At 69.0% G+C, this 17,831-nt stretch carries 8 protein-coding genes; all 8 read right to left on the reverse strand.

Features of this window, described 5'->3' with window-relative positions; all coding sequences use genetic code 11:
• Window positions 1–2 precede the first annotated feature (2 nt).
• The 8 genes from leuC to ASD23_RS09530 all read right to left on the reverse strand — a co-directional run bounded on the left by leuC (window position 3) and on the right by ASD23_RS09530 (window position 17,707).
• Window positions 3–1,481: a 3-isopropylmalate dehydratase large subunit gene (leuC, locus tag ASD23_RS09495; protein ID WP_056009739.1), complete on the reverse strand. Its 1,479-nt coding sequence runs from the start codon at window positions 1,479–1,481 to the stop codon at window positions 3–5.
• Between the two features lie 167 nt (window positions 1,482–1,648).
• Complete coding sequence (locus ASD23_RS09500; RefSeq protein ID WP_056009741.1) at window positions 1,649–2,152, reverse strand: FHA domain-containing protein; 504 nt, start codon at window positions 2,150–2,152, stop codon at window positions 1,649–1,651.
• A gap of 44 nt (window positions 2,153–2,196) precedes the next feature.
• Complete coding sequence (locus ASD23_RS09505) at window positions 2,197–4,743, reverse strand: transglutaminase family protein (protein ID WP_157377051.1); 2,547 nt, start codon at window positions 4,741–4,743, stop codon at window positions 2,197–2,199.
• Window positions 4,740–6,107 carry a DUF58 domain-containing protein gene (locus ASD23_RS09510; protein ID WP_056009746.1) on the reverse strand — a complete coding sequence of 456 codons (1,368 nt, stop codon included), beginning with the start codon at window positions 6,105–6,107 and terminating at the stop codon, window positions 4,740–4,742. The genes ASD23_RS09505 and ASD23_RS09510 overlap by 4 nt, the downstream gene beginning before the upstream one ends.
• A complete protein-coding gene (locus tag ASD23_RS09515) occupies window positions 6,104–7,072 on the reverse strand; it encodes an AAA family ATPase (protein WP_199470554.1) in 969 nt (322 codons plus the stop codon). The genes ASD23_RS09510 and ASD23_RS09515 overlap by 4 nt, the downstream gene beginning before the upstream one ends.
• 43 nt (window positions 7,073–7,115) lie before the next feature.
• Entirely contained in the window at window positions 7,116–12,368 is a 5,253-nt protein-coding gene (locus ASD23_RS09520) for an Ig-like domain-containing protein (protein WP_056009748.1), read from the reverse strand.
• A gap of 139 nt (window positions 12,369–12,507) precedes the next feature.
• Entirely contained in the window at window positions 12,508–17,025 is a 4,518-nt protein-coding gene (locus ASD23_RS09525; RefSeq protein WP_056009750.1) for an Ig-like domain-containing protein, read from the reverse strand.
• A 10-nt stretch (window positions 17,026–17,035) separates the two neighbouring features.
• On the reverse strand, window positions 17,036–17,707 hold the full coding sequence (locus tag ASD23_RS09530; RefSeq protein WP_056009752.1) for a hypothetical protein: 672 nt from the start codon (window positions 17,705–17,707) through the stop codon (window positions 17,036–17,038).
• Between the last annotated feature and the right edge of the window lie 124 nt (window positions 17,708–17,831).

The following is a 17,831-nucleotide window of genomic DNA, read 5'->3' on the forward strand; positions in this document are numbered from 1 at the left end:
GGTCAGCGCTCCTCCCCTTCGGCCTGCAGATCCCACGGGCTCGACAGCGTGCCGCGGATCGCGGTCGCGGCGGCCACCAGCGGTGACACGAGGTGCGTGCGGCCGCCCTTGCCCTGGCGTCCCTCGAAGTTGCGGTTCGAGGTCGACGCGCAGCGCTCGCCCGGCGCCAGCTGGTCGGGGTTCATGCCGAGGCACATCGAGCAGCCGGCGAAGCGCCACTCGGCGCCGAAGTCGGTGAAGACCTTGTCGAGGCCCTCGGCCTCGGCCTCGAGCCGCACTCGAGCCGACCCCGGCACGACCATGACGCGCACGCCGTCGGCCTTCTGCTTGCCCTTGATGATCGAAGCGAAGGCCCGCAGGTCTTCGATGCGGCTGTTGGTGCAGGAGCCCATGAAGACGGCGTCGACCGCGATGTCCTTCAGCGGCGTGCCGGGCTCGAGCGCCATGTACTCGAGCGCACGCTCGGCCGCGGCGCGCTCGTGCTGGTCGTCGATCGATGCGGGGTCGGGCACCGTGTCGGAGAGCGAGACGCCCTGCCCCGGATTCGTGCCCCACGTGACGAAGGGTTCGAGCGTGTCGGCGTCGATGAAGACCTCGGCGTCGAACTCGGCGCCCTCGTCGGTCGCGAGGGTCTTCCAGTAGGCGACGGCGGCGTCCCAGTCGGCACCGGATGGCGCGTGGTCGCGGCCCTCGAGGTAGGCGTACGTCGTGGCATCCGGTGCCACCATGCCGGCGCGTGCGCCGGCCTCGATGGACATGTTGCAGATCGTCATGCGACCGTCCATCGACAGGGCCCGGATCGCGCTGCCGCGGTACTCGAGCACGTAGCCCTGGCCACCGCCGGTGCCGATCTTCGCGATCACCGCGAGGATGATGTCCTTCGCGGTGACACCGGGACGGAGCGTCCCCTCGACGCTGATCGCCATGGTCTTGAAGGGCTTCAGCGGCAGGGTCTGCGTGGCGAGCACGTGCTCGACCTCGCTCGTGCCGATGCCGAAGGCCATCGCGCCGAATGCGCCGTGCGTCGAGGTGTGCGAATCGCCGCAGACCACCGTGATGCCGGGCTGCGTCAGGCCGAGCTGCGGGCCGACGACGTGCACGATGCCCTGCTCCTTGTCGCCGAGCGAGTGCAACCGGATGCCGAACTCGGCGGCGTTGCGACGCAGCGTCTCGATCTGCGTGCGGCTCGTCAGGTCGGCGATGGGCTTGTCGATGTCGAGGGTCGGCGTGTTGTGGTCTTCGGTCGCGATCGTCAGGTCGGGCCGGCGCACCGGGCGACCTGCCATGCGAAGGCCGTCGAAGGCCTGCGGACTCGTCACCTCGTGCACGAGGTGCAGGTCGATGTAGATCAGGTCGGGAGTGCCGTCTTCGCCCTTCGCCACCAGGTGGGCGTTCCACACCTTCTCGGCCAGTGTGCGCGGGCGTTCAGTCGCCGGGACGGCGTCTTCGGCGGGCGCGGCGTTCGTGGATGTTGCGTTCATGCGTTCGTCTTCCTCAGGTCCAGGGGTCAGCCGACGACAGACTCCGCGGCGGGGAAGGCCTCAGAACGAAGCCCCGCCGCGGCAACGAAGGAGAAGACGTCGTCGTGCGCGCACAACTTCAGGCTAACACCTCGGAAACGTCGACCCGGCCAGATGACACCGGGCGTTCAGGCCCGCTCGACGCGCATCGCGAAGGTGCCGAGCTCGACCCGGTCGCCCGGCGAGAGCACGACGCGCTCGCCCGGAGCGAGGTCGTGCTCGGCGCCCTGCGCGTCGGTCACGAGCACGCCGTTCGTCGAGTGCAGGTCGGTGATCGAGAGTTCGGCGCCCTCGAGATCGATGATCGCGTGGGTCTTCGACACCGACTTCGCAGCGTCGACGACGGGCACGAGCACCGCGTGCGGGCGAACCGGCACCGGTGCGGGGTCGCGGCCGATCACGAGCGACCCGCCGACCTGGAACCGCTGCCCGTCATCGAGCGAGAGGATCCAGGGTCCGTGCGGCGCCGCCTCGGCCTCGGGCACGACCGGCGCCGGTGGAGGGGAGGGAGCCGTGACCGGCGTGAATGTCGGGAAGGCGGCCGGCGCCACGGCGGGCGCGGGCCGCGGCGGCGCCTCGACGGTGTCTGGGATCAACCCCGGAGGCGGAACGATGAACCCCTCGTGCTCCACGGCTCCACTCTAGGCGAGCTTGCGACGGGGTCGCAGCCCCCGCGTCATCCTGCTGCGGGGGCTGCGGCCTCGGCACCGCCGGGTTCGGTCGGTTTCGACGGCCTGGAGGGCTTGGGGGGCTTCGCCGGCTTGGCGGGCTTCGCCGACTTGGACGACTTGGCGCCGGAGATGTCCACCTGGCCCCAGTCCCGCTTCGAACGGATGCGGAAACGGCTGAAGAGACGTCGAAGTCGACCGGATGCCGCGCGCGCGAGCCCGACGGATTCGAGCGCCGTGTCCCAGCTCTCGTCGACGACGGACTGCTCGATCTCCTGTCCGCCGAAGACCGCCCGGTCGGTGGCATCGGCCAACGGCATCACACGGATCCCGCTCGCCGGCCCGTCGGCGCGGACGATCCGTACCGGACCGGTGTCCGTGCGGCCTCCGCGGGCATCTCCGAGACCCTGCTGATGCAGCTGCCGTTCGATCACCGCCGCCACCTGACGGCGACTTCCGACCCTCGGCACGTCGAAGCCGAGCTCTGCGAACTCGTCGGTCATCTCGTCCCAGGCCCCGGCGACGCGGCGGTCCCCGGATCCACGGTTCCGACGCCGATTGCGGCGGCGCGCCTTGATCGCGGCGACCACGAGCATCGCTCCGAAGACGAGGAGCAGCGGAATGCCGATCACGCCCGCCGTGACCCATGCCCACAGCGGGATGGCGAACGGCTGGTTCTTCTTCTCGTCGTCGCTGTCGTCGATCTCGACCGCGGTGAGCAGGTCTTCGTCCTCGTTGTCGCTGCGCGGCGGCTGGCGCACCTGGGGCTGCGGCTCCGACTTCGGCTTCGGGGTCTGGTCCTGGGGGATGTCGGTCTCATCCGGAGTCGGGTGGAAGGCGACCCAGCCGACGTCCTCGAAGGCGACCTCGACCCATGCCGTGACGTCGTCGCCGACGACCTCGACGGAGTCGGCATCCTCCCCGACCTCCGGTGCGAAGCCCATGACGACTCGCGCCGGGTATCCGAGGTACCTCGCCATGAGCGCCATCGCCGAGGCGTACTGCTCCTCGTCGCCGACCATCTGGCTCCGCGTGAACAACTCGATCATGCGGTCGGCGCCGTGGCCGGCACGCGACGGGACGGAATCGGACGCGAGCCCGTGACTCAGGAACCCCTGCGTCTTCAGCGCCGTCTCGATCGCGCGCAACTGCTCGATGGGGCTCTCGGCGCCGCCGGCGAACTCCTGCGCCTTCGCGACGACGACGTCTGGCGTGTTCTCCACGGGAGCGAGGTCGATCTGCGCCGCCGGGGTGTCGATGAGATCGTCGTCGTCGACGCCCTTCTGCAGGGTCGCGTCGATCGTGTACCGGTACTCCTCTTCGACACCGCTCGTCAGCACGGCGGTGCCGGTCGACGAGTTGTATCGCAGGTCGCCCGCGCTCGCCACGCTCTCTGCGTCGTCGAAGCGGAGCCGCGTCGGGTACCCGACGCCCGGAAGCCAGACGTCGTCGTATCCCGCGATCTCGATCTCCGCGGTGCGCTCGCCGCCCGGGCGCATGAGGCCCGGCAGCGGCAAGGTCTCGCCGACGAGTTCGAAGCCGCCGTCGGACGACGCCATGTCGTCGGGGCCCGCGACGTTCCAGAGGCGCCCGTCATAGGAGTCCATGCTCGCGAGCCGGATCACATCGCCCGGCTCCAGGCCGGTCGCCGTGAAGAGCGTCGTCTCGGAGAGGTCCTTCGTGTAGGAGCGGAATCCGGCCAACGGGCTCGGGAACGCGAGCGGGTCGAACGGCGGCGTGATCTCCTCGCGCAGCACGAAGCGATCGGGCTGCGTCGGAGCGAGCGCCGTGCCCGCGAGCGCACCCACGAGGACCGCGCCGGTGACCAGCATCCCCGTGCCGGCGAGCTTGCGCCGCTGCAGCCGACTCGCACCCGAATCGCTCGCCGCGGGCGCGGCGTTGCGTCGCCACCCGAGCCAGATGAGCGCGATCGCGGCGAACGCGACACCGCGAACGCCCGCGAAGTAGGTCTCGTCGGTGCCGAGCAGGATCCCGGAGAGGAAGAGCAGCACCGGGCCGATGAGCAGCACGCTCGACCGCAGGGGCGAGCGGCGCACGACGAGCCAGCGGCTTGCGAGCATCGTTCCGACGAGCGCGACCAGCCACGTTGCGAAATAGGGCACCACGGGGATGTAGTACGGGGCCTCCACCGGGGTCTGGAGGGTCACGATGTCGGTCCAGCCCCAGACGGCGCCGAGGGCGAGCCCTGCGAGCGTCTCGAGGCTCGGAATCACGCCGAAGATCGATTGGGCGGGCATCGTGAGCGCGCTGCCGAAGAGGAAGTAGCCGAGGAGCGCTGCGAGCACGTTCGTGACGACGCCGAGCCGCAGCACGTAGCCGAGCACGCCGAATCCGGTGCCGACGACGAGGCCGCCGATGCCCGCGACCAGGAAGTTGTAGTCGCCGAAGGAGGTCTCGTAGCCGATCACGCCGAGGAGCGAGAGCACCGAGATGATCGCGACGTCGGGCCATGCCCGCGCAGGGAAGGGACGGAAGGCGGAGGGGGCAGCGGGTTCCGCGGGAACGGGCTGCATCGGAGTGGAGGTCTCGGTCACGGTCGCACCCGCCGCATCACACGTGGGAGGTCGCCGATCGCACCGATCGTCACGACCGTGAGGCCGGACACCTTCGCGATGCGCGAGGCCGCACCGAACTCGGCGCGGAAGCCGATGGTCTGGGTGTCGAGGCCGAAGACGGTCTCGGCGGCGCGGAAGTCCGCCAGTGGCACCTGCGATCCCCCGACGATCATCACGACGCTCGGCGGAGGCAGTCGCTTGGTCGCGTCCCTCGCGAAGTCGCGCAGGTTCGCGTGATCGCCGGATGTCTCGACCAGGCGCGAGGTGTCGTCGAGCAGCGACGTCGCAGTGGCGGTGGAGAGCGGCATCCGCTCGCTCACGATGCTCATCCTCGTGCCGTCGCGCACGACCTGCACGCCGATCGAGGCCGTGATGGAGATGGCGAGCTCGAACTCGTCTTCGGAGGCGTAGGCGTCGCGGTCGGTCGTGTGCACGATCGTGAGCTGCGAACGGCGGGTCTCCTCGAACTGGCGCACCATGAGCTGGCCGGTGCGCGCCGACGTGCGCCAGTGCACGTTCCGGAGCGCGTCGCCCGGCTCGTAGGAGCGCAGGGCGTGGAAGGAGATGTCGTCGTTCGTGATCGTCTTCGTGACCTCGCCCTCGAGGTCGCGCACGAGGCCGGACGCGCTCGGGGCCAGTCGGGCCGTCACGGGATGCACGAAGAGCTCGACCTCATCGGTCCACTTCACGGTGCGGCGCAGCAGCCCGAGCTGGTCGCCGCGGACCGTGATCGCGGGCCCTGCCACGATGACGGCGCGTCGATGCGTCGGGACGGCGAAGAGCTCGTCGTGCTCGGCGCCAGGCGTGAGCACCGGAACCACGAACTCCGCGACGGCACCGCCGACCGGCAGTTCCATGCGAGACGGGATCGACGACTTCGCGGCGATGTTCGTCACGAGCATGCGCCCGAGCGCGCGCTCACCGGCTACGACGCGGTGCGGGTTCAGCTCGATGTGCACGCTGAAGTTGGCCCGGCCGAACACGAACGCGAGCGCCACGAGGAGCGCGGCGGCGAGCGTCGCGCCGACGAAACCGAACTCGATCCAGCCGAAGACGCGGCTCAGCGCGAAGGCCACCACCGCGCCCGCGAGCACGATCCAGCCGAGCGGCGAGATGACGCTCGTCACCGGCGCTGCGAACCCGAAGACGCGGCCGAGGGCCTGCCCCGACAGTCGCACTGCGTTCCTCAGGCCGCCCACGATGGATCGCCAGAGGCCCCGCAGCGCGATGGCGGTCTGCGAGGGCACGCGCGGGGCGGTCTCAGGGCGTTCGGGCGTGGCGGTGCTCGTCATGCCGTCGCGCGAGGGCGCTGCCGGGCGTTCGGGTGCCGTGGACCTGGTCATGCCGCGCGGTACGCGGGCGGTTCGATGTCGACCAGCACTCGGCTCACGATGTCTTCGGCGGTGACGCCGGCGAAGTCCGACTCGGGGTCGACGATGATGCGGTGCGCGAGCACCGGCACGGCCAGCTCGCGCACGTCGTCGGGCGTCACGTAGGTGCGGCCCTGCGACAGCGCCCACGTCTTGACGGCACGCGCGAGTGCGAGCGCACCGCGCATGCTGACGCCGAGGGTCGAGTCCTTGTGCGAGCGGGTCGCGGTCACGATGTGGTTGAGGTACGCGAGCACGGATGCATCGACGAACACCTCGGAGGCCAGCTGGGCCATCGCCGCCACCGAGCCGGGGGCGATGATCGGCGAGACCTTCGACGCACGGGCGCGGTTCGAGGAGTCGAGGAGCAGCGCGACCGCGGTGTTGTGGTCGGGGTAGCCGAGCGACGTCTTGATGAGGAAGCGGTCGAGCTGCGCCTCAGGCAGAGTGTAAGTGCCCGCCTGCTCGACGGGGTTCTGCGTCGCGATGACCATGAACGGACGACCGACGTCGTGGCTCACGCCGTCGACGGTGACGCGGCCTTCCTCCATGACCTCGAGGAGCGCGGACTGCGTCTTCGGGCTCGCACGGTTGATCTCGTCGGCCAGCACGATCGAGGCGAAGATCGGGCCCTTGTGGAACTCGAAGACGCCCTTGCCCTGGTCGTAGATCGTCACGCCCGTGACATCCGACGGCAGCAGGTCGGGGGTGAACTGGATGCGCGAGTTCGAGCCGTCGAGCGTGTTCGCGAGCGCCTTGGCGAGCACCGTCTTACCGGTTCCCGGAACGTCTTCGAGCAGCACGTGGCCGTCGCTGAGGAGCGCGGTCACGACGAGCCTGATCACCTCGCGCTTGCCGAGGATCGCCTGGTCGACGTTGTCGACGAGCTTCGCGAAGGCGTCGGAGAACCAGTCCGCCTGTTCCTGTGTCACTGCCATGTCTGCTCCTCTGATGATTGCGGGCTCTGCCGGGTGCTTGCGGTCACCACGTGTCGTACCTGATGTTGTTCCACTGGCTTCCGCTGATTCCGCCCAGCGTTCGCGACGTGCCGCCGCTGACGTTCTCGAATCGCACGGCGATCGTCTCGCCTGCCTGTCGGATGCCGAGGTGGTTCTGGAGCTGCAGTCGGCCGCTCGCACCGATGTCGATGGTCTGCTGGTAGCCGCAGCAGGCACCGCCGCTGATGGTCGCGAAGACCCTGTAGGTTCCCGGGTCCATGTTGGCCCACGTGATGCGCACCTCGGCGCATCCGCCGCCGCCCGACTGGCATCCCATGCTCGCACCCTTGCCGATCGAGCCCGAGGGCTGCGGGGGCGGCGGGTCGTTCACGACCACGGAATCGCTCGCGATCGGGCCGGGCTTGCCGCTGCCGTTGTTGACCGCCCTCACGTCGACGGTCCAGGTGCCGGCACCGGCGCCGCCTGACGAGGCAGACGTCGCGTTCGTGTTCTGCCAGTTGCCGTTGTTCAGTCGCCATTCATAGTGGATGGCGCCGCCGCCCGTGACGGATGGTGCGTTCCAGTCGATCGAGAGGGTCGTCGGTGCATCCCCGCCCGCTCGGATCGTGACGTTCCTGGGCGCGCTCGGCGTGCCGTAGGGCGTAACGGTCGGGCTCGGTGCCGACGAGGTGCTGCCGATGTCGTTCGTCGCGATCACGGTGAAGGCGTATCCCTGGCCGTTGGTCAGGCCGGTGATCGTCTGGGGCGTTCCTGCTGCGCCTGCGCCGAAGGGCTTCTCACCCCCGGCCCACTTCACCAAGTACCCGGTGATCGGGGAATTGTTCGACGCTGGAGCCCGCCAGGTCACCACGGCTGAGGCATCCCCGGCGGATGCCGACGGCGCGGCGGGCGCGTCCGGCGCGGCGCGCACGATCACCGTCACGCGGCCCTGCACCTCGCGAGCCGGGTCCTTGGTGCCGTCCTGCACGCGATAGACGATACTCAGCGTGCCGGTGAACGTCGGGCCGGTCTTCGCAGTGATGCCCGTCGAGGTGAACGTCACGCTCGCCGAACTGCCGACCGAGGCCTGATCGATCTGCGCGTCGATGACTCGGAGCGGGGTTCCCTCGGCCTCGAAGGGGTTGAGGTCGTTGGCGAGCACGTCGATCGTCTTCGACTGGCTGCGCAGCATCTCGATCGGCCCGTCGTCCCGCGGCACGGCCTTGGGCCGGGAGGAGCTCACGACCTCGACGTCGATCGAGCCGGGCACCGAGAACTCCTTGTAGTCGACGGTGAAGGTCAACGTGGTCTTCGTGCCGGGCTGCACGCCGAGCGGCGAGCTCACTGTGAGCATCGAACCGCTGATGCCGGCGGAGAAGTCAGCGCTCTGACCGCTGAGCCCGTTGTACGAGAGCTCCTGCAGCACCTTGTCACTCGGGTGCCCGCTCGACTGCCGCAGGTCGATCTCCTGGGGAGCCTCGCCTGCCTCGATCTTCATCGTGCGAGGAGTGAAGGTCGGCGGCACGTCCTCGAAGTTCGGGTCGCCGACGGTGACGGGGATCGTCAGGAACGCCTTGCGGCCCTTCGGATCGCTCGCGCTCTCGCCGTCGGTGACCTCGAAGGTCACCGCGGATTGGCCGCGGAAGTCCTTGGCCGGCTTGTAGGTCAGCGTGGAGGCGTCGGTCATCGGCGACGAGCCGTCGCCGTTCGTCGACGTCGCGGAGAGGATGCGTGCGGGCTTGCCCGACGGCACGATCACGATGTCGCCCACGCTCCACGAGATCGTGCCGTTCATCCGGACGATCTGCGGACCGAGCTCGGCGAGATAGGGCGGGGGGAAGGTCTCTTCCTCCTCCTTCTTCTCCGTATCGTCGGGATCGGTACTCGGCGGCACGATGACGAACGCCATCGCCGTGAGCTCGTCGACCTCGTTCGTGAGCCGGTAGGCGATCGCCTGTCGCTTCGAGGTCGGCTTGACCTTGACGGTGCCGTCGGTCATGACCTCGGCGTTCTCGGAGTTCGGCCCCTCGACCGTGACCACGAGGTCCTCGACGAGCCCACCGGGGTTCTGGGCGTCCTTCAGCGGGTCGACCGTCACGGTGCTCTTGTCGGCCACTTGCTTGGGCTCGATCACCTGGTCGTGCGCGGTCGGCGGCTCGATCTTCGCGTCTTCGGTCACGAGCACCTGGATGAATGCGCCATCGGCGCCGCCGTGGCCGTTCGTGATCTCGTAGCGCACCGAGTTGCCGCCCTCGGCGTCGGGTGCCTCGACGAGCACGCGGTTGTTCTTCACGCTCGCCGTGAGCCCTTCGCCCACCTCGGGCAGCTTCTTCTGCACCTTGATCGGGTAGCCACTCGGGTCGGAGTCGTTCGCGAGCACGTCGATCGCGGCCCGGCGACCCGGCCGCAGCTCGACGACGTCGTCGACCGCGTTGGGCGGAAGCGCCTCGGTGGGCCGCGGGATCACGCCGATGCGGATGGTGCCCGTCGCCGACTTGCCGGCGGTGTCGGCCACCTCGTACGTGAAGGATTCGGTGCCCGCCGACCCCGCGTAGGCCTCGTAGCTGATGTGGGTGCTGCCGATGTCGACGATCTTGCCGAGCGACGGCGGCGTCGTGATGCCGACGAGCGTCACCGAGTCGCCATCGGGATCGATGCCGTCGAGCGGCACGTCGATCTTGACCGCGGTGCCCTCGAACGTGCGGGAGGTCAGTGGCAGCGGCAACGGCGCGCGGTTGCCCTTCGCGTCGGGACCGACGACCGTGAAGCGCACGACGGCGGAGGCGGACTGCTCGTAGTCGTCGAAGATCTTGTAGGTGGCCGTGTAGACGCCGGGTTCACTCGGCGCCTGATAGCGCACGGTGTCGTCGGCGGTGAAGACGAGTCCGCCGGCCCCACCGACGTCCACGAGCTCGGAATCGAGCGTGAGCGGCGCGGCATCGGGGTGGTAGTCGTTCTCGAGCACCGGCACGGTGACGATGTCGCCGGCGCGCACGGTCACCGCGTCATCGGTCGCGACCGGCGGCTGGTGCTTGACGAGCGGCGGCACGGGCACGACGGTGACCGTGCTCGTCGAACTCGCGATGCCGTCGGAGACGGTGTACTCGAACTGCAACTGCTGGGTGATCGCCTCTGACGCCGTGATGCGCGCCACGGTGTTGTTCAGCACCTCGACCGAGAGCAGGTCGCCGGATGCCTCGGTGTCGACCGTCTGCACCGCAAGCACGCGCCCGCTCGGCGAGACGTCGTTGGTGAGCAGCGCGAGGGTCGTCGGCTCGCCCGGCCGCAGGTACGCCGTGTCCTTCACCGCGATCGGCGGCGGCGACTCCCCGGGAGGGTCCTTCACATCGACCCGGACGAGCCCGACGCTCGTCGCCGCACCGGCGCCGAGGTTGTAGATGAAGATGTGGGTGCCGACCTGGTCGGAGGAGAAGGCGATCGCCCCGCGGTCGAGGTTCGGCGTGATCGTCGCGGACGTGGAGGCGTTCTCGACGCCGAGCAGCGCCAACGGCTCGCCCGACGGAGTCAGGTCGTTCACGAGAGGTTGGATCAGCGTGGTTTCGCCGGCGAACACCTCGGCGAAGTCGGGCGTGCCGACCGGGTTCAGGGCCCCGGGCTCCTTGACATCGACTGTGAGCACCCCGGCAGTCGTGAGCGTGCCGTCGGAGACGACGTACTGCACCTCCTTCATGCCGAGTTCGCCGGTCTTGTGCTCGAACGTGACGTAGCCGTCGGGTGCGAACCGCACCGAGTCGCCGCTCGTCGGCGAGGCGCTCACCAGGAAGACGTCATCGCCGTCGGGGTCGACCCAGTCGGCGAGCACGTTGTAGCCCATCGACTTGCCCTGCTCGACGCTGATCGCGCCAGACCGGATCGCGACCGGGGCGTTGTTCTCGGCCGTCGGCCGGATGGTGAGGTCGACGTGGGCCTGAGCCACGCCCAACCTGCCGTCGTCGGCGGTGTACTGGAACGAGACGGTCCCCGCGGCATCCGGCGAAGGAGTGAACTGCAGGGCGCGCCCGCCGTCGATGACCTCGAGACGGCCCGACTGCTCGGCGATCTCGCTGATGTTCGTCGCGGTGAGCACGTCGCCGTCGGGGTCGGTGTCGTTCTCGAGGATCTCGAGCACGGTGGTGCGGCCGGGCCGCACCCCGAACGTGTCGTCGCGCGCGGTCGGCGGCCGGTTCGTCTCGCTGCGCTCGGCGAGGGTGTCTTCGAACGTCTGCTGCGAGGCCTTCTCCTCGCCCTCTTCCGCGTCGCTCTCCTCGGGCGGAGTGACCTCGTCCCAGTTGTCGACGAGTCGCATGTTCGCGTCGACGAGCCAGACGTTGCCGTTCGTCAGGTTGTTGAGCGCGATGACGCTGCGATTGACCCGGAACTCGAGTCGTGAGCCCGTCGTGACCTGATCGATCGACTGCACCTCGGGCTTCTGCCCGTCGCACGCGCTGACGTATCGACCGACGCCCGCCCACGCCCCGTGCGCGCACCCGTCGAGCCAGACGGGGCTCGCGACCGCTGCCGAATCGGCGGGTGCGTCGATGTCGGCGTCGATGACGTTCACGTCGCCGCCGGCGAGCGGCACTTGGAGCAGCGAGTCACCCGTCGCGAGCAGCACTGAATCGTTCTCAGCGCCGACCTGCTGGATCTTGAGCGCCCGCTCGTCGAGTTCCCTCGCGGCGCCCTGGTGCTCGCCGATCGCGGGCAGCGCGCTCGCCTCGGGCTCGGCACCGGGCTCGGCGATCTTCACGAGCTCGTCATGTTCGGGGGACGTGGCGTAGACCACCCCCTCCTTCGACACCGCGACGCGGGAGTCCGAGCCGAGCTGCGAGATCGGCTCGGTGTCGGCCGGGTTCAGCTGCAGCTCTCCGGCAGCACTCGTGACCCAGAGTTCCCCCTTCGGCGACAGGATTGCGAGCGTCTCGCCGCCGTGGGCGACCTCGGAACCGGGAGGGGCAGCGACACCCTGACCGAGGGTCGTGAAGGCGGGGTCGATGCGCTCGATCGAGCCGAGGCTCTTGTCATAGAGGAAGACGTCTTCGCCGTCCTGCAGCACGTCGAACGCGTTCGAGGCGGTGTTCACGGCGGCGTCGAGCTCCTCGATCTGCCGGTTGAGACGACCCGCGAGGAGTTCCTTGCCGTTGGTCACCCACACCTCGCGTGCGGCGAGGTCGACATCCGTGACGGGGAAGCCCTGATGGAGCACCGCGAAGGTCAGCGGAACCCCGGCGAGGAGCGTGATCGCGACGGTGGAGGCTGCGACCTTTCGCGCGCGCACCCACGACGTGAAGGCACCCACTCGTCACTCCCCTGATCGCGATTCGAAGCTCGACATGGCGTCGAAGCCGAACCCCCACACCGGGGTACACGCTAACACGATCACTGGGCGCCGCGGCATGGGGAGGACTCCCCACGCAATCGCTCGCCTGCTGTACGCCCTATCCCCTGAAGTCCACGTGATTGCTCTCATGGCCGCCCACTGTCACGTAGGCGTCCGACCACCCGCAGTAGCCGCTCGACGCAGCCCAACTCCCACGGAAGGAGCCCCTGCCGTCGGCACCGATCGACATCGTCATCGTGCGGAAGGGACCGTTGCAGTACGTCTGGAGCGTCTGGGTCGTGTTCGGCGGGAACCACTCGACATCGACGTTGTAGTAGAAGCCGCCGCTTTGGGGGGTGCCCCGGGACAGCGTCACCTTGGGTGCCGGTTGCGTGGCGGTCGCCGTGTCGGAGAGCGTCCACTCGCCGCAACCGCCTGCGTTGCAGGCCTGGACCTTGAAGTTGTGCGCATACCCGATGCCGGCGTTTCCCGGCGCGCTCAGCCCCGACGTCGAGCCCGACTTCGTGCTGTTCAGCACGAACTGCCAGTTGTACGAGGTGATCGGGCTGCCGTTGGCCGACGCAGCGCCCCACGTCAGCCTGATCTCGCCGGAACCGTCGCTCGAGGCCCAGAGGTCCGCCCACGGCGGAGCGCTGGGCTTGCCGAACGGGATGACCGGATCGCTCGCGGCCGAGGCCTGCGAAGTGCCGGTGTCGTTCGTCGCCGTCACGGTGAACTTGTAGCTCGTGCCGTTCGAGAGGCCGGTGATGGTCTGCGCGCTGCCGGCAGCCGATGCACCGAACGAGTCGCTTCCGCCGGCCCAGCTGACGGTGTACCCCGTGATGGGATCGTTGTTGCTCGCGGGAGCGTTCCAACGCACGGTCGCCGACTGGTCGCCAACGGTCGCCGTCGGCTTGCCCGGCGCATCGGGCGGAGCACGCACGATGACGGTGGCCCGACCGGCGACCTCACGGGTCGGATCCTTCGTGCCGTCCTGCACGCGATACACGACGCTCAGAGTGCCCGTGAACGTCGGCCCGGTCGTCACGGAGATGTCGGTCGCCGTGAAGCTGACGCTCGCGGCCGAACCCACCGACTGCTGATCGATCTCCGCCTCGATGATGCGAAGCGGCGTGCCTTCAGCAGCGAACGGGTTGATGTCGTTGGCGAGCACGTTGATCTTCTTCGTCTGCGAGCGCAGCATCTCGACCGGCCCGTCGTTACGCGCCTGCGCCTCCGGCCGCGACGAGGTCACGACCTCGACCTCGATCGACCCGGGAACCGAGAACTCCTTGTAGTCGACCGTGAACGTGAGCGTCGTCGTCGATCCCGGCTGCACGCCGAGGGGTGCGCCGACCGTCAGGTTCGACCCGCTGATGCTCGCCGTGAAGTCGGCGTTCTGCCCCTCGAGCCCGTTGTACGTGAGCTCCTGCAGCACCTTGTCGCTCGGGTGCCCGCTCGACTGGCGGAGATCGACCGTCTGCGGCTTCTCCCCCGCCTCGACCTTGATGCTGCGCGGGGTGAAGGTGGGCGGCGCGTCCTCGAAGTTCGGGTCGCCGACCGTGACGGGGATCGTCAGGAACGCCTTCTTCCCCTTCGGATCATCCGCGCTCTCGCCGTCGGTCACCTCGAAGGTCACCGTCGCCTGACCGCGGAAGTCCTTCGCCGGCTTGAACGTGAGCGTCGACGCATCCGTCATCGGTGACGACCCGTCGCTGTTCGATGCCGTCGCGGAGAGGATGCGGGCAGGCTTGCCCGACGGCACGATCACGATGTCGCCGACGTTCCACGAGATCGTGCCGTTCATGCGCACGATCTGCGGACCGAGTTCAGCGAGGTACGGCGGGGGGAAGGTCTTCTCCTCTTCCTCGTCATCCTTCTTTTCCGCCTCGTCGGGGTCGACCTTCGGCGGCACGATGACGAACGCCATCGCCGTGAGCTGGTCGACCTCGTTCGTGAGTCGATAGGCGATCGCCTGGCGCTTCGAGGTGGGCCGCACCTTCAGGGTGCCGTCGGTCATCACCTCGGCATTGTCCGCGTTCGGTCCCTCGACCGAGACCACGAGGTCCTCGACGAGCCCGCCGGGATTCTGCGCGTCCTTGAGCGGGTCCACCGTGACGGAGTTCTCGTCGGCGACCTGCTTCGGCTCGATCACCTGGTCGTGCGCCGTCGGCGGCTCGATCTTCGCGTCCTTCGCGACGAGCACCTGGATGAACGCGCCGTCGGCGCCGCCATGCCCGTTCGTGATCTCGTAGCGGACCGAATTGCCGCCCTCGAAGTCGGGAGCCTCGACGAGCACGCGGTTGTTCTTCACGCTCGCGGTGAGGCCTTCGCCGACCTCGGGCAGTTTCTTCTGCACCTTGATGGGGTAACCGCTCGGGTCGGAGTCGTTCGCGAGCACGTCGATCGCCGCCCGGCGACCGGGGCGAAGCTCGACGACGTCGTCGACGGCGTTCGGGGGAAGCGCCTCGGTGGGTCGCGGGATGACGCCGATGCGGATGGTGCCCGTGGCCGTCTTGCCGGCCGTGTCGGCGACCTCGTACGTGAACGATTCCGTGCCGGCGGATCCTGCGAACGCCTCGTAGCTGAGGCTCGTGCTGCCGTTCTCGATGACGCGACCGAGGGATGGCGGGGTCGTGATGCCGACGAGCGTGACGGAGTCGCCGTCGGGATCGATGCCGTCGAGCGGCACGTCGATCTCCACCGCCGTGCCCTCGAAGGTGCGCGAGGTGAGCGGCAGGGGCAGCGGTGGCCGGTTCGACTTCGCGTCGGGGCCGACGACCGTGAAGCGCACCGTCGCGGTCGTCGTCTGCTCGAAGTCGTCGAGCACTCGGTAGGCGACGGTGTACACGCCGGGCTCCTGCGGCGCCTGATACCGCACCGTGTCGTCGGCGACGAACACGAGCCCACCGGCGGCCGAGACGTCCACGAGCTCGCGATCGAGCGTGAGCGGCGCAGCATCCGGGTGGTAGTCGTTCTCGAGGACGGACGCCGTCGCGATGTCGCCGGCGCGCACCGTCACCGCGTCATCGACCGCGACCGGTGGCTGATGCTTCACGAGCGGCGGCACGGGCACCACCGTGACGGTGCTCGTCGAACTGGCGAGGCCGTCGGAGACCGTGTACGCGAACTGCAACTGCTCGGTGATCGCCTCCGACGCCGTGATGCGGGTCACCGTGTTGTTCAGCACCTCGACCGAGAGCAGGTCGCCGGATGCCTCGGTGTCGACCGTCTGCACCGCGAGCACGCGCCCGCTCGGGGACACGTCGTTGGCGAGCACCGAGAGTGTCGTCGGCTCACCGGGACGCAGATAGGCGGTGTCCTTCACCGCGATCGGTGGCGGCGACTCCCCCGGCACCTCTTTCACGTCGACCCGGATGAGCCCGACGCTCGTCGCGGCACCCGCGCCGAGGTTGTAGAGGAAGATGTGGCTGCCGACCTGATCGGACGTGAAGGTGATCGCGCCGCGTTCGAGGTTGGGCGTCACGGATGCGCTGCTCGGCGCATCCTCGACGCCGAGCAGCGCCAGCGGCTCGCCGGATGGGCTGAGGTCGTTGACGAGAGGCTGGATCAGCGTGGTCTCGCCGACGAAGACCTCGGCGAAGTCGGGCGTGCCGACCGGGTTCAGCGCTCCCGGCTCCGTGACCTCGACGGTGAGGATGCCGGTCGAGGTGACCATGCCGTCGGAGACGACGAACTGCACCTCCTTCGTGCCGAGCTCGCCCGTCTTGTGTTCGAAGGTGACGAAGCCGTCGGGTGCGAACCGCACCGAGTCGCCGCTCGTCGGCGACGCGCTCACGAGGAAGACATCGTCGCCGTCGGGGTCGAGCCAGTCGCTGAGCACGTTGTAGCCCATCGACTTGCCCAGCTCGACGCTGATGGCGCCCTCACGCACCGCGACCGGCGCCGAGTTCTCGGCCGTCGGTTGGATGGTCAGGTCGACGCTGGCCTGCGCGACACCAAGACGACCATCGTCGGCGGTGTACTGGAACGAGACCGTTCCGGACGCGCCGAAAGCCGGGGTGAACTGCAGTGCGCGGCCGCCGTCGATCAGTTCGAGGCGGCCGGACTGCTCGGCGATCTCGCTGACATTCGTCACGGTGAGCACGTCGCCGTCGGGATCGGTGTCGTTCTCGAGGACCTCGAGGAGCGTCGTGCGCTCAGGGCGGACGCCCAGTGCATCATCGCGAGCGGTCGGCGGCCGGTTGGTCTCACTTCGTTCCGCCAGGGTGTCCTCGAAGGTCTGCTTCGAAGCCTTCTCGTCACCCTCTTCGGCGTCGCTCTCGTCGGGCGGCGTCACTTCGTCCCAGTTGTCGACGAGCCGGAGGTTCGAGTCGACGAGCCAGACGTCGCCGTTCGACAGGTTGTTCAGGGCGATGACGCTGCGATTCACCCGGAACTCGAGTCGCGAACCCTTCGTGACCTGATCGATCGTCTGCAGCGAGGGCTCCACGCCGTCGCACGCATTGAGGTATCGGCCGACCGAGGCCCACGCGCCGTGCGCGCATCCGTCGAGCCAGACCGGGCTCGCGACCTCGCCGGCCGCGGCCGGCGCATCGACGTCGGCGTCGATGACCTTCACGTCGCCGCCGGCGAGCGGCACCTGGAGCAGCGAGTCACCCGTCGCGAGCAGCACTGAATCGTTCTCAGCGCCGACCTGCTGGATCTTGAGCGCCCGCTCGTCGAGTTCCCTCGCGGCGCCGCTGGTGCTCGCCGAACGCGGGCAGCGCGCTGACCTCGGGCTCGGCGCCCGGCAACGCGATCGTCACGAGTTCGTCGTCTGCTGCGGAACTCGCGAAGACCACGCCGGCTTTCGACACCGCCAGGTGCGAACCCGCGCCGAGGCTCACGGTCGGCTCGGTGTCGGCCGGATTCAGCTGCAGCTCACCGGCCGCACTCGTGACCCAGAGCTCACCCTTCGGCGAGAGGATCGCGAGCGTCTCGCCGCCATGGGCGACCTCAGATCCCGGAGGGGCCGCGACACCCTGACCGAGGGTCGTGAAGGCGGGGTCGATGCGCTCGATCGAGCCGAGGCTCTTGTCGTAGAGGAAGACGTCTTCGCCGTCCTGCAGCACGTCGAACGCGTTCGACGCCGTGTTCACCGCGGCATCGAGCTCCTCGATCTGGCGGTTGAGACGACCCGCCAGCAGTTCCTTGCCGTTCGTCACCCACACCTCGCGCGCGGCCAGGTCGACATCCGTGACGGGGAAGCCCTGGTGGAGCACCGCGAACGTCAGCGGAACACCCGCGAGGAGCGTGATCGCGACGGTGGAGGCTGCGACCTTCCGCCCGCGCACCCACGACGTGAAGGCACCCACTCGTCACACCTCTGCTCTGCTCGACCCCGGATCGGAGCCGAGCCAGACCCCCGCACCGGCGTACACGGTAACACGCGGGCCGCGAACGTCGACATGGGGAGGACTCCCCGCTCGGCACCGTGCG

This window comes from Agromyces sp. Root1464 (assembly GCF_001427265.1).
Taxonomy (GTDB): domain Bacteria; phylum Actinomycetota; class Actinomycetes; order Actinomycetales; family Microbacteriaceae; genus Agromyces; species Agromyces fucosus.